Source organism: Oribacterium sp., assembly GCF_057249185.1.
Genome location: NZ_DBHIGR010000010.1, coordinates 1 through 14,053 on the forward strand (window position 1 = coordinate 1; position 14,053 = coordinate 14,053).

The following is a 14,053-nucleotide window of genomic DNA, read 5'->3' on the forward strand; positions in this document are numbered from 1 at the left end:
CTATACTTATGGAAACAAGCAGATTCTTTTAAATTAAAGTATTATTGCAAGCCCCTATCTGCAACGCTCATAATTCTCGCTGACCTTCTCCCAATCCAGTACCTCGAAGAAATTCTTCAGATAGTCGCCTCTTAGATTCTTATAACGAAGGTAGTAAGCATGCTCCCAAACATCAATTCCCAGGATGGGGGTATGCTGTCCGGCTTCCATAAAAGGATTGTTCTGGTTTGCGGCCTTTGTGGCATAGAGCTTTCCTTCTTTATCTACCGATAAAAAGGCCCATCCGGAACCGAACTGTCCCAAAGCCAGATTCTGCAAGGTTTCCACCAGCTTCTCCAAGGATCCGAAGTCTCTGTTGATTGCCTCTGTCAAAGCAGGGCTTGGTTTTGTTCCCTTTTTAGGACTCATTACGGAAAAATATAAATTATGGTTATAGTAACCGCCGCCATTATTCTGCAAAGCATTTCTCAAGGCCTCATCGCCTACGGAAGAAAGAGAAGAAAGAATCTCTTCTACTGATTTTCCGCCAAGCCCCGCCTTTTCCACCGCATCATTAAAGTTCTTGGTATAGGTGGCATGATGCTTTCCATAGTGGGTTTCCATGGTCGTGGTGTCGATATGGGGCTCCAGAGCATCAAAAGCATAGTCTAATTTTACTTGTTCAAACATAGTTTTCCTCCTTATTCCTGTTTACTGTTTACTGTTTTCTGTTTTCTGTACTTTCTTCTTTTCTCAAGTATTTTGCAAATTTGAGAAACATTATTATTTTTGTACTCTTAGTATAGCAGATAAGGAAAAAGAAAAGTATAAAAGTTATATTAAACTAACCTTTTGCGCATTAGTCTGTGATAGGGTTCACTCCGGGCTTATCCATTTTCTCCACTTCCAGAGCCTCAATATAATAAATTAACTGAGAAACATCCTTGGAGATGGAATACTTTCCCTGCCTTAGAACGCCCTTTACCCGAATCCAGGACTTTTCTGATTCCAATCCGGAAAGATCCAGGTCGGTTTTGAATTCAAAATTCACATAACCACCGGTACAATAAGGGCAGGAGGGGCCGTTTCTTCCCACCAGGGTATAGCCTCCGAAGTTCATATACATGCCTTCAATACTGACCGTCTTTCCTTCATAATCCTGAAAATTCTTGTACCAGTCATTAATCTGGGTGGCATAGAGTTTATCTCCCACCACAATATCCGGCTTCTCCAAAGAATACTTTCCTCTGTCTTCTTTAGGATTGTAGGGATAGTCATCTATAGGATAGGTTCTTCCCTGCTCATCCGTTTCCTTCACGGTTTCCGCAGCATTGGAGCTTCCGGCAATTTTACTTTCCGAAGAGGGATTGGCATTTTCCGCCTCCACAGATGCCGCATCCTTAGACTCTAAGGCATCCAAAGCCGCCGCCATAGACATTGCTTCTTCTTCGGATACAGAGGAAGTGCTTTCCGTACTCTCCACCTTTCCCGGAGTCTTCCGCACGGTATCCTTTTCCTTACAAGCCACCAAAGTTCCTGCACAAAGGGCAAGAAGAAGGCAAGCTCGTCTCACAGGAATGCCCGGCTTTGCTTTTCCGTTTTTTCCGAAAATGCGAAAAGGCCCTAAGGCCTTCTCATCTTTTGTATTCATTTTTCTGCTTAATTTCATTTTCTTATCCTCTATCCCTTTCTATTCCGGATTGCTTCAATCCCACAAAATAGGAAGAATAACACAATATCTATCACCACAATGGAAGCACCCGTAGGAATGCTATAAAGGAAAGACAGAGTCATTCCCACAAAAAATCCAAAGAGTGACAGAAGGGAGGCCAGAATAATGGTGGCCAAAAAATTCTTACATACCCGCATGGCTGTAATGGAGGGGAAAACAATCAGACTGGAAATCAAAAGAGTTCCCATCATTCGCATTCCCAGCACAATGGTGATGGAGGTCAGCAAGGCCAAAACCATGTTGTAGAAACGGGTATTGGTTCCGCTGGCTTTCGCAAAATTCTCATCAAAGGTTACCGCAAAGATGCGGGGATAGAAGAAAATATAGAGGAAAAGCACCACCACGGATAAAATCACGGAAAGCCGCATATCCGAGGGGCTGATGGCCAGGATAGAACCGAACATATAGTTACAAACATCTGTATTCATACCGGTGGTTAGCGAAATCGTCATCACCCCCACTGCCAAAGCTCCACTACAAAGCAAGGCGGTAGCCGCATCCCCTTTAATTTTAGAATTCTCTTCCAATTGTAAAAGAAAGAATGCCGCAATCACACAGACAGGAATAGACACGGACATGGGGGCCAGCTGCAAAGCATAGGCAATCGCCAATGCCGCAAAGCCCACGTGGGATAAGCCATCCCCTATCATGGAATATCTTTTTAAAACCAAACTGGTTCCCAAAAGTGTAGAGCACAGAGAAACCAGAGAACCTACGATAATCGCTCGAATCATAAAATCGTAGGACAACATCGACCCTAAAACCTTAAACATTTAGCCCTCCAAATCCTTCACAAAACTTTTTCCAAGCTCCGACTCTCTATACTTTTCCGCCTCTCCGAAAAATAACTGCTTATGGGCCAAATGGAGAATATGCTTTGCTCTTTGTACTACTTCCTTCACATCATGGGAAACCATGATAATGGTAATCTTTAATTCCTTATTCAATCTGTCAATTAAATCATAGAGCTCTGTCTGGGCCTTAGGATCCAAACCTGCCACAGGCTCATCCAAAATCAAGAGCTTGGAGCCGGCGCAAAGGGCTCTTGCCAGAAGAACCCTTTGCTGTTGTCCGCCGGAAAGCTCCCGATAGCAGGACTTTCTCAAATTCTCAATGTTTAAAAAACGAATAGCATCCTCTACCCGCTTCTTATCTTCCTTACGATAAAAGGGAAATAAGGAAAGCTTGTTTAGGCATCCGGACTCCACCACCTCGTAAACACTGGCAGGGAAATCCTTCTGCGCCTCCGTCTGTTGGGGAAGATATCCGATATCCTGCCTTTTCAGGCCGTCCCCCAGAATAATTTCTCCTTCATTGGGCTTTTTTAACCCTAATATGCCCTTTAAAAGGGTACTTTTTCCGGCTCCGTTTTCCCCCACGATACAAAGATAATCTCCCTTTTCCACGGAAAAATGAATGTCCTCTAATACCACCTTCCCTTCATAGGAAAAGCCAATCTTGTTTAGGGAAAAATAACTCATTAATTCAGTGCCTCCTTCAATGCCTCTACATTCGGCTTCATTAAGTCCACGTAGGTCTTGCCTGCTTTGAAATCCTCATCGGTCACATTGTGTACCGCATTCAAAAGCATTTTCTTGGCTCCCGTATCCTTACAAATGGCATTTACCATATCCTCGTTACTCATTTCAATATGGAATACCACCGGAATACCGTCTTCCTTTACCTTATCCTGTAAGAACGCAATGGTCTGTGCAGCAGGCTGGGTATCGGTAGAACAGCCCGGGAATGCCGCAAAGTAGCTTAAGCCGTACTCTTTACAGAAATAAGCAAAGGGGAAACGGTCTGCTACAATGATTTCCTTTCTCTTTCCGGAATCTACCACTTCTCTAAAGCTTTTATCCAGCTCTTCCAATTCCTTCACATAGGCCTCAGTATTCTTCTCAAAAACGTCCTTTTTGGAAGAATCCAAGGAAGAAATCTTCTCATCCAGCTTCTTTACAATCTGAATGGCATTTACAGGAGAGGTCCATACATGCTCATCCATCTCCACTTCCTCTTCCTCATGACTGTCACTCTTTGCCTCGGAAGCCTTATCCTCATGGTCGGCAGCTTCTTCCTTATGCTCTCCGGACTCTCCTTCATGGTCATGGTCATGCTCCTCTTCTTCCTGCATTCCCTCAACCGTTTCCTCTTCCATTAAATTTACCGCATCCATCATTTTGAAAACGGAGGAATCCTCCTTGTTCATGGACTTTAACATACCGTCTACCCAGGCATCACTGTCTCCGCCTACATAGAGGAATAAATCCGCATTTTGAATGGTAATAATATCCTGAGGGCTTGGCTCGTAGCTGTGGGTCTCGGATCCGGGCTTTACCAGCATGGTAACATCCGCCTCTCCCTTGGTAACAGCTCTTGCAAAATCATAAGCAGGGAAATTGGTAGCCACAATCTTCAGCTTCTCTCCGCCTGCCTTGCTCTCCTCCTTGCTGCTTTCTGCTGCTGCCTGTGTGGTGGCTGCTGTAGTCTCAGTCTTTCCTGCATTACTTGCTCCACAGGCAAAAAGATTTGCTGCAAGTAAGGAAAATGTGGTGGCAATCGCCAGTTTTCTTAGTCCCATAAGGGCTCCTTTCTAGGTAAATAACTTTAAGGCCTCTTTTCCTCTTCCCGGGCACAGTTTTCACACAAACCGTAGAAAACCGTCCTTTTCGGATTCCAATGAAAGCCATGATGCACAAGAAGATGCTCCATCATAAAGTCCAGTTCATGACAATGCAGATGAATCAAGGCTCCACAACGGCTACATTTGCAATGGAAAAATAGATGTTCCTTGGAAGCTTCCTTCCTCTCCCCCACATATTCAAAGCAAGCAGGGCTGTTTTGATCGATCAGGTACTTATTCACCAAACCTTCCTCGCAAAGCCGTTCCAACTGCCTGTAAATAGTGGTGGTTCCGATGGGCCTTCCCTCTTCACGGAAATGAATCACCAAGTCAGCTACCGTGAAATGTTCTCCCTCTAAATTGGATAGATATTTCTGCAATTCCTCTTTATGCTGGGTTTTGTACTTCCCTTTTTCCATATCCGCTCCCCTACAAAATCTATCTCAACTCTGCTCCCCTATTCCTGACAATAGAGAGGCTTTCCGATCAGGATTTCCTTTTCAGTCTTCTTCATACTAAAATCAAATCCCAAAAACATTGAATACAAAATCCATGAAAACGGAAACCATTTTCATATTTTACTATTATTATCCTCTCTGTCAATGAAATACAGAAAAATTTCATAAAAGCTGAAGAAAATAATGTTAATATCAAAAAAACAACCTTCATGCAGTATAGGTCCGGGCTCGGAGCACGCTCTCGCTAACCTTGCCTCCCAGGGGATACTAAGCGAAAAACTGCGCTTCCCTTGTTTTTCGCAAGTACCCGCGGGCTCAGATTACCCCTATCCCGGACCTATACGCATGAAGGCTATGGATTAGTTTGACTTTCACATTCCCTTCAAGCTTTTATGAATAATTTTCTTCTTAAATACCTCTACCGAAAGCTTCTATTGTCACTCCCTCTTTTTCAAGAGTCTTTCTTAGCTTTTCTACAAAAAGAAGAGCCTTCTCTCCGTCTCCGTGGACACAGATGGAATCCGCCTGTATAGGAATTTCCTTTCCTGTGATGGCTCTTACCTTTTTCTCCAGTACCATGGAAAGCACCCGCTCAATGGCTTCCTCTTCGTCGGTAATCATAGCTCCCGGCTTTCTTCGATTCACCAAGGAACCGTCTTCCTCATAGGCTCTGTCCATAAAGACCTCCGCCTTTACGGGAAGTCCCGTCTTTTCCGCTAATTGGTAGAGCTTACCGGAGGCCTGAGCCAGGATTATCAAAGAAGAGTCATATTCCTTCACCGCATCGCAAATAGCCTTAGCCAGTTCTTCATCCTTTGCGGCCATGTTATAAAGGGCGCCATGGGGCTTTACATGCTGAAGCTTTAAGCCGTCTTTATGCAAAAATGCTTCCAGGGCTCCCATCTGATAGAGCAGCATGGTCTTTAATTCCTTGGGTGTGCAGTCCATATTTCTTCTGCCAAAGCCCTGCAAGTCGGGAAAGCCCGGATGTACCCCCAGGGCAACTCCCGCATTTTTACATAGTTCCACAGTTTTCTCCATCACCAAAGGATCTCCTGCATGATAGCCGCAGGCAATATTGGCAGAGCTTAGTAAGGGAATCAAGCTATCATCCATCCCCAGGGTATAACGCCCGAAGCTCTCTCCCACATCCGCATTTAAATCAACCTTCATGCTTATTTTCCTCCTAAGGTAAAGCGCTCAATAAAGCCGGTATCTACCTTTCCTTCCACAAATGCTTCAGACTGCATGATTTTGTACTGGAAGTCCAGGTTGGTTTCCACCCCCAGCACCAGCATCTCTTCCAGGGCGCCCTTCATTTTCCGGATTGCCTCCTGCCTATCCCTTCCGTGAACCAGTACCTTGGCAATCATGGAATCGTATTCCATAGGAATCTTGTAACCGGTATAAATAGCCGTATCCACACGTACGCCGTTTCCTCCCGGCAAATGCAGAGCCGTAATGGTTCCGGGACTTGGCATAAAATTCTTCTCCGGAATTTCCACATTGATTCTACACTCTATGGCATGTCCTCTAAGGAGTACCTCCTCCTGCGTCATGCTAAGAGGCTCTCCGGCGCAAACCCGAATCTGCTCTATCACAAGATCCGTATCCGTTACCAGTTCCGTTACCCCGTGCTCCACCTGAATACGGGTGTTCATTTCCATAAAATAGAATTTACCTTCCTGATCCACGATAAATTCTATGGTGCCGGCTCCTACATAGGACACCGCCTTGGCCGCATTTACCGCAGCCTCCATCATGGCTTTACGACTTTCCGCTGTCACAATGGGAGAGGGGGATTCCTCCACCAGCTTTTGATGATTTCTCTGGATGGAACAGTCTCTTTCTCCGAGAGCAATCACATTCCCGAAGCTGTCTCCCATGATCTGCACTTCCACATGACGGGGCTCCAAAATCAGCTTTTCCAGATACATGGCATCATCGGAAAAGGCATTGGCAGATTCTCTTTGGGCGGTAAGGAATTCATTTTCAAAATCTCCCTCGGAATAGCATTCCCGCATCCCCTTTCCACCGCCGCCGGAGCTGGCCTTAATCATCACCGGAAAGCCCATGGCCTTGGCTTCCTCTAAGGCCTCCTTTACATCATAAAGAGCATTTAAAGAACCGGGTACCACCGGCACGCCCGCTTCCCGCATCTTGGCTCTGGCTTGAGATTTATTCCCCATGCCGTCTATCACTTCCGGACTTGGCCCGATAAAGCAAATGTCGTTTTCCCTACATTTTTCGGCAAACTGAGCATTTTCCGACAGAAAACCATAGCCCGGATGAATGGCATCACAGCCGGTATTCTTGGCTACGGTAATCAGGGTGTCCATATTTAAATAGGAATTCCGGGAAGAACCCTCTCCGATACAGACCCTTTCCTCCGCCAGTCTTCCGTGAAGGCTGTCCTGGTCTTCTTTGGAATATACCGCCACGGAGGGGATACCCATGCCCCGAAGAGCCCGAATTACCCGAACGGCAATCTCTCCCCGGTTGGCTACTAAGACTCGCTTAAACACTTCCGCCTCCTTTACAGCTTACGCACACGGAACAAAGGTTGTCCATACTCCACCTTCTGCTCATTGGAAACCAGTACCGCCTCGATTTCACAGTCAAAATCCGCTGTGATTTCGTTCATCATTTTCATAGCTTCCAGAATACAAACCGTGTCTCCCGCCTTTACCTTATCTCCCACCGTAACAAAGGCGGGAATATCCGGTCCCGATGCGGAATAAAAGGTTCCCACGATAGGACTGGTGATATGCACCTCATTCTCCTCTTCCGAATTCTCCTGCTTTTCCGCAGCCGGACTCTCATAAACCACCTGAGAAGCTCCTCCCTGAGCAAGCACGGGAGGATGGTCTAATTTACTCATAACAATCTTAAAATCTCCATCTTTAATGGACATGGTATTTAAGGAGGAATTCTCCAAAATTCTTACCAAACCCTCTACCTTTTCTAAATCCATTCTTTCTCCTCTCCTACTTCTCAAATAACTTGGATAAGCGTTTTGCCGCCAAACGACAATCTAAGACTTCCTTACAGGGCTTATGAATCAGCTTTCGCATCTCCTGTAGCTCCTTTTCCTCTTCCAGTAGGAGCTTTTGCGCTTCCTGTACCGTAATCTTTTCAAAATGAATCTTATCATCCATCCTTCTTTGTACCAGCTTTGGCAAATCTACCGTTGCTACCGTAGCTATTTTTCCATAGCCTCCGGTGGTTTGCCGGTCTGCCAGAAGAACAATGGGTTTTCCATGGGAAGGAACCTGGATAGAGCCTAAGGCAATTCCGTCGGAAATAATGTCGGAGCCCTTCTTACTTTCAATATATGCTCCCTCCAGCCGAAGTCCCATACGGTCAAATTCACTTCCCACCGTATATTCGCTTTCATAGAAGCTCTTGATTCCTCTTTTGGAAAATACCTCTTCCTCCGGTCCGGGCACCACCCGAATCTTCACTTTGCTTTCCTCATACTCCTTTAAGGGGAGGGTTCTGGAAAGAAAGCTTGGAAGATAAATTCTTCGATTAATTCTGGTATCCAGATAATCTCCATCCTCTAATTTTCTTCCCTTGAAGCCGCCAATCTGACTTTTTAAATTGGTAGATCGGGAGCCCATAATCACCGGAACCTTTAAATAGTTGGAAAAGGCGATATAGCAAGTCCTTCCGGTTCTTGCGGAACCTACCTTCAGCACATCTCCCTTCGCCACATATATGGCTGTATACATAGGGATGGCTTCATCATTTAATTCCGGTCGAAAATCTCCTCCAGTAATAGAGATAATCATAGGAGCGGTAAACTCCAAGGTGGGACCGATTAAAGTGCATTCCAGCACCGCCTCATTTTCCGGATTATCCAAAAGCAGGTTTGCGATACGAAAGGCTCTTCTATCCATGACACCGTTCACATTAAAGCCCTGGGCCTGATAACCTGTACGACCTAAGTCCTGAACCGTAGTAAGAAGGCCTCCCTTAATTACTCGAAATCCCATATCAGCCCTCCTTATGCCACTGTACCGTAAAATTTCCTGCAGCTACCGCCTCGGAAATCCTTGTATATTCAGAATCCGTAATCGGATAAAAATGAATATATTCTCCCGGCTGTACCAAAATAGGATCCTGCTTTTCCGGATCATACATCTTTACCGGCGTTCTTCCGATTAACTGCCAGCCTCCCGGAGAATCCACCGGATAAACGCCGGTTTGGGAGCCTCCGATGCCTACAGAACCTGCAGGAATCTTCACTCTGGGGTTTTCCAGTCTGGGAGTATGAAGCTTTTCCTCCAGCCCTCCAAGATAGGTAAAGCCCGGCAAGAAGCCCAGCATATACACCAGATAGTCCTTCTCACTATGCAGACGAATCAGTTCTTCTCCACTTATTCCGGCATGCTCCGCCACATAGGAGAAATCCGGCCCCAGCTCTCCTCCGTACAATACGGGAATCTCCCATACCTTCTTCTCCATGCTTTCCACCTTGGTATCCATCTTTACAATGGCGGAAACTCTCTTATAGATTTCCTCGTAACGAATAACCAATGGATTGTATTGGACAAGGAGTGAGGCATAGGCGGGAATCATATCCACAATCCCCTCAATTTGTTGCATTTTCAATAGTTTTACCGTAGCGCTGATTCTGCGGTTCACATCCTCTCCGATTCTTTGCTCAAACTGAAGCAACAGGGCAGAGTCTCCTGCAGTAAGCACTCGTATCTTTTCCATAGTTTTCCTTTCTCCGAACTTCACATTTCGCTACGCTCCTGCCTCTTAAGCAGCAAATAGAGCGGAAAGCTTTGTCAAGGAAGTTAATCCCACATAAGCAGATAATACTACCACGATAATCCCCAAGAAAAGCAGAATTTTCGGATGCTTATAATTTTCTCCCATAATCTTCTTATTCTGAGAAGCTACAAGGCAAATGCCTAAGCTTACCGGTAAGATTAAACCGTTCAGAGAGCCTGCCAAAACCAGAAGCTTTGCCGGACTTCCAAGCCCTGCCATAACCAGGGTGGAAAGAAGAATAAAGGCAATGATAAAAAGATTTTCTCTCTTAGCCACTGCAGGAGATAAGGTCTTTAAGAAGCTGACAGAGGTGTATGCCGCACCGACGATGGAGGTAATGGCCGCACAGCAAAGTACCAAACCGGAAATTCTCTGTCCGATAACACCTGCGCCCTGAAGAAAGGCATCCGCTGCAGGGTTCTTCGCATCCAAGCTTGCACCCTTCACCACAACGCCCAATACCGCAAAGAATAAAAGGACACGAACCAGGGTGGCTACAAACATTCCCATAAGCGCGGAATAATTAATATCCTTCAACTTATCTTCTCCGGTAACTCCCGCATCAATCAAACGGTGCGCTCCCGCGAAGGTAATATATCCTCCAACCGTACCGCCCAAAAGAGTAAGGATGGCAGGGAATAAACTTACGATGCTGGCTTCCGGAAGAATACTGTTCTTAAGGCCGGAGGCAATGGGAGGCTTTACCATGAAGATGACCACCAGGATGACAAGAATCATGACAGCCCCAAGAATCTTAACCAAATGATCCATAATTCCTTTAGCATTCTTGGATAAGAAAACCAGAATAGCAAGACCACCTGCAAGAAAGTAACCAAGCTGTGTAGGAATTCCCAAAACCGTTTGTAATCCTAAAGCACCTCCGCCTACATTTCCGATATTAAAAACCAAACCGCCCAAAACAATTAAGAAGGAAACAAAATATCCCAGTCCCGGAAGGATACGGTTACCCACATCCTGTCCCCGCATGCCGCTGATGCAAAGCACACGCCAGATATTCAGCTGAGCAATCGCCGCCAAAATAACCGAAGCTAAAATAACAAAGGCAAAGCTGGCCTTAAAATCACCGGTAAACTTTGCCGTCTGGGTTAAAAATCCCGGTCCGATGGCTGAAGTTGCCATCAGAAAGGCTGCTCCAAGCAGTGCTCCGCTTTTCTTCTTCGTTCCGCTCATAATAAGTTCCTCCTTCATTTTATTGGACAGTTGAACTGTTGCGTTGTTTATTTAAGACTTATTTATCAGTGTCTTTAAATCAAGTCTTATACACAGTATAGTCATTTTTTCTCGAGCGTCAAGATTTTTTTCCGGATTTTCCCGGATAAGAATAGAACGAAAACAGAATAAACATGGAACAACACAGAACAGAAGCGGAAATCCGCAGTATTTTCTTAAGAATTTTTCCAAGCTTTGAATTTTCTAATTTATTTTATAAATAGGCCGATATATAAGCTGGGTCTAAGAGCTACTCTTAGCCATTTGCATGAGAAAGGAGCAAATATGCAAAAGTTTTTTACACAAACTAAGGCATTTTCAAGAAGGATTTTGAAGGCTTTAGAAAATTACGGAAGAAAAGGCTTAGGAGTTCTTACCCTATGTTCTCTTCTGGCAAGCTCTCCGGTTTTTGCCGGAATCCCTTTAAAACAGGGAGATGGTGCAGTGAATGATGCCCAGGTCAATGCGGCTATTGAAGTTTATAACAGAATTCCTGCATCCATTCGTTTACAGTATGAGTTGAATCATAACAGTATTACTTTTTTTAACAGTAAACAAAGACGAGACAATGTCATCGGCATGTATACCGCTTTGGACGGAATGGAAGCAAACATAATGCTATCCGACCAGGACTTACTGGGAGCCTACGCTCTTGCCCATGAAATCGGACATTATTTCGATGATGTAGTATATAAAGACGAAGAAATTCTTTTACAAGAAAAGCGTTATGGAAATCAGGTCTTCCGCTATGTTACCAGAGGAAAACGCTCTCGTTCCGAGGAAGCGGATTTCGTAGCAATCTATCAGCAGGAAGCCAATCAAAACGGTTTGGTAACCCAATATGAGAAATCCGACAGTACAGAGTACTTTGCCGGAAGCTTTAAAGCTTATGTGGATACTCCCGAGCAGCTACAGGTTGTAGCTCCCGCTACTTATGCTTTTATCGATCAGTTGGTAACGGAATTTAACGCTAGCCACCCGGTACCGGAGGAAGCGCTAACTGCATAAGAATCTAATTAGCTTATATCAAGCGGCCTGAGATAATCTGAATCTCATACTTTTTAAACTTGTCCTATATAAAAAATAAGTAACGTATTTACAGCATTATTCGTAAACAGAAAAGAGCAGAGAATAGAAGATTTTCTTCATACTCTGCTCTTTTTTCGTTCATAACGGGTATTGCTCACAAAGCGTGTGATATCTCGTTTGCAAATTATATGATTGCATGTATGGAAAAAGAACTTTATACTGCTCTTTGAACTTCTGTTTTCCATGCGCCATCCACAGCTAAAGTATAGCCATCTACCATGGTATTGGACAGCATTTTTCCATTATCTTTACCCTCGACAGGATTGAAAAAATACCATTTATTACGGATTTCTTTCCAAGCAGTGCACATTTTTCCAATATTAGCAGAATCCTCTTCAGTAAAATAATACCAATCCTCTTTAATCTGCTTCCAACCTATGCACATTTTCCCTTGTTCACTTCCCTCATTTTCTTCAAAATAATACCAGGAATTATTGATAAACTGCCAGCCAATAAGCATATAGCCATCTTGGTTAAAATAGTACCAGCTATGATTCAGCCATAACCACTGAGCCTTTGGATAAGTTCCATCGGCATATAGAATCCACCAGCCCTTTGCATTTCTCTGCCAATTCACAATAGAAGGAACTTCTCTATCCACGCCTAAAACCTTAGGCTTGCCTCCGGAGATAATGGCTCCTCCGCCCGAAGCGCCGGAACTGCTTGAACCGCCGGATCCACCTGAGCTGCTTGAACCACCGGTACCGCCTAAGCCGACTGTAGCTCCTGTTCTTCCGGAACTGCCGGAAGTATTAGCGCCGACGTTTCCTCCGGTAGAAGACGAAGGATCATTCGAACTATTTTTCCAAATAACATTCGTATAATACGGATTTATATAACGCTCAGTTAGTCTAATCGACGAATAGTTCGTAATAGTATTCTTTGTCCCATGCCAAGCATCATCCGGACGGAAAAATGCTGAATTTCCTATGTATTGCACCGAAGATGGGATTATTATATTCTCATAATCCAATCGATCTACAAATGCCTCTTCCCCAATACTTTTTAGACCTTCCGGTAAAGTGATATCCCCTTTAAAATTAAAATACTTAAAAGCTTTTTTTCCGATTACCTTTAAGCGTGACGGAAATATTAGTCTTCCATTAGCAAGATTCTTCTCAGTGAATACACCTTCTCCAATTTCTTCTATAGAATCAGGCAATCGCAAATCTCCGGTAAAATCTCTAAATCCTTCCAGGGAATGGGGATCCAAGGCGGTAATATTTCCCTGCAATTCTAAATGAACATCATTTAGACAAAAGGACATTTTTGTATGAGCATATAGATCCCCATTTTGCTTAATTCCCTTCAGTCTTCCATTCCCCTGTATCCGTACTACATTTGTATCACCCTCTTTTTTTGCCGACCATCGAAATCCTCCATCTTCATGAGGAAGTATATTTGCTTCACCGACTTGTATCTTCTTTTGATAAACAGTCCTACTTTCCCAAGGGATATTTTTTCTATAAGTTCGATTTAATATTCCACAGTAATAGGTATGGCCCGGTTTGATTTTTCCATTCAAAGAATTGTAGGCAAAACCGCCAGTGTAAAAATATCTCTTTTTAATATTTCCATCTTTAGAATCCCGAATATCCACTTCCCTTAAATTTAAAGACAAATCTTTATTTAAAATTTTACCTGTAAAGTTCTTATCTGCAAAATCTTCTACTGTGATTTCTCTGGGTTCTTCCGTTATGTATAAATAATATTTTCCATCAAGCTCATCACCGGAAGTCTCCAACTCAAAAAAACATTTTTCAATTTCAGGAATTGTGTATATTTTAAAATCTCTAATTTGAGCAATCCCCTCTGTGCTTTGAAGATTTGGATCCTGCACCACAGTAGTAGTATATTTATTGTAGTCCTCATCTCCGATGAATACTTTCGAATGATTGTAAATCGTATTCTTCCTGTCTCCATTTTTCCAAAATGCGTCTTCCCCTATCTTTTTAACGGAAGGCGGAATATTGACATCCCCAAGTTCATCACAAAAAGCAAAAGCACGCTTAGGAATTTCCTGCAAAGTGGAGGGTAGCTGCACATGCCTAATATTTTTCATAGCGTAAAATGACAAGCCATCTTCCCCCAACGTTTCAATTCCTTCTCCAATGATTACGGTACTGATTTTATCTTTATAAGTCTCCCAAAGGCGTC

At 43.9% G+C, this 14,053-nt stretch carries 14 protein-coding genes; 1 reads left to right on the plus strand and 13 read right to left on the minus strand.

Annotation, left to right across the window (positions count from 1 at the left end; translation table 11 throughout):
* Positions 1–54: 54 nt before the first annotated feature.
* From ACO4PX_RS01280 to ACO4PX_RS01335, 12 genes are all read right to left on the minus strand, one after another.
* The gene (locus ACO4PX_RS01280) at positions 55–669 is read right to left on the minus strand and encodes a superoxide dismutase (RefSeq protein ID WP_485541205.1); all 615 of its coding nucleotides are present in this window, start codon (positions 667–669) and stop codon (positions 55–57) included.
* A 169-nt stretch (positions 670–838) separates the two neighbouring features.
* A complete protein-coding gene (locus ACO4PX_RS01285) occupies positions 839–1,648 on the minus strand; it encodes a hypothetical protein (protein ID WP_485571026.1) in 810 nt (269 codons plus the stop codon).
* A gap of 11 nt (positions 1,649–1,659) precedes the next feature.
* Positions 1,660–2,484, minus strand: a complete 825-nt coding sequence (locus ACO4PX_RS01290) for a metal ABC transporter permease (RefSeq protein ID WP_314832838.1) — start codon at positions 2,482–2,484, stop codon at positions 1,660–1,662.
* On the minus strand, positions 2,485–3,192 hold the full coding sequence (locus ACO4PX_RS01295) for a metal ABC transporter ATP-binding protein (protein ID WP_485571028.1): 708 nt from the start codon (positions 3,190–3,192) through the stop codon (positions 2,485–2,487).
* On the minus strand, positions 3,192–4,292 hold the full coding sequence (locus ACO4PX_RS01300) for a metal ABC transporter substrate-binding protein (RefSeq protein WP_485571029.1): 1,101 nt from the start codon (positions 4,290–4,292) through the stop codon (positions 3,192–3,194). The genes ACO4PX_RS01295 and ACO4PX_RS01300 overlap by 1 nt, the downstream gene beginning before the upstream one ends.
* A gap of 26 nt (positions 4,293–4,318) precedes the next feature.
* Positions 4,319–4,753: a Fur family transcriptional regulator gene (locus tag ACO4PX_RS01305; protein ID WP_007155898.1), complete on the minus strand. Its 435-nt coding sequence runs from the start codon at positions 4,751–4,753 to the stop codon at positions 4,319–4,321.
* A 447-nt stretch (positions 4,754–5,200) separates the two neighbouring features.
* On the minus strand, positions 5,201–5,965 hold the full coding sequence (locus ACO4PX_RS01310) for a LamB/YcsF family protein (protein ID WP_485571030.1): 765 nt from the start codon (positions 5,963–5,965) through the stop codon (positions 5,201–5,203).
* Positions 5,966–5,967: 2 nt separating this feature from the next.
* The gene (accC, locus tag ACO4PX_RS01315; RefSeq protein WP_485571032.1) at positions 5,968–7,317 is read right to left on the minus strand and encodes an acetyl-CoA carboxylase biotin carboxylase subunit; all 1,350 of its coding nucleotides are present in this window, start codon (positions 7,315–7,317) and stop codon (positions 5,968–5,970) included.
* Between the two features lie 11 nt (positions 7,318–7,328).
* Positions 7,329–7,766: an acetyl-CoA carboxylase biotin carboxyl carrier protein gene (accB, locus tag ACO4PX_RS01320; protein WP_315377158.1), complete on the minus strand. Its 438-nt coding sequence runs from the start codon at positions 7,764–7,766 to the stop codon at positions 7,329–7,331.
* Between the two features lie 13 nt (positions 7,767–7,779).
* The gene (locus tag ACO4PX_RS01325) at positions 7,780–8,790 is read right to left on the minus strand and encodes a 5-oxoprolinase subunit C family protein (protein ID WP_485571033.1); all 1,011 of its coding nucleotides are present in this window, start codon (positions 8,788–8,790) and stop codon (positions 7,780–7,782) included.
* A 1-nt stretch (position 8,791) separates the two neighbouring features.
* Entirely contained in the window at positions 8,792–9,517 is a 726-nt protein-coding gene (gene pxpB / locus ACO4PX_RS01330) for a 5-oxoprolinase subunit PxpB (RefSeq protein WP_455031969.1), read from the minus strand.
* Positions 9,518–9,562: 45 nt separating this feature from the next.
* The gene (locus ACO4PX_RS01335; RefSeq protein ID WP_448972321.1) at positions 9,563–10,768 is read right to left on the minus strand and encodes an NRAMP family divalent metal transporter; all 1,206 of its coding nucleotides are present in this window, start codon (positions 10,766–10,768) and stop codon (positions 9,563–9,565) included.
* A gap of 324 nt (positions 10,769–11,092) precedes the next feature.
* On the opposite strand from ACO4PX_RS01335, the gene ACO4PX_RS01340 reads away from it, so the two are divergent.
* Positions 11,093–11,815: an anthrax toxin lethal factor-related metalloendopeptidase gene (locus ACO4PX_RS01340; RefSeq protein ID WP_183681933.1), complete on the plus strand. Its 723-nt coding sequence runs from the start codon at positions 11,093–11,095 to the stop codon at positions 11,813–11,815.
* Positions 11,816–12,050: 235 nt separating this feature from the next.
* On the opposite strand, the gene ACO4PX_RS01345 is transcribed toward ACO4PX_RS01340, so the two are convergent.
* Positions 12,051–14,053, minus strand: a 2,003-nt coding sequence (locus ACO4PX_RS01345; RefSeq protein ID WP_485571035.1) for a leucine-rich repeat domain-containing protein, incomplete at its 5' end; no start/stop codon positions are given.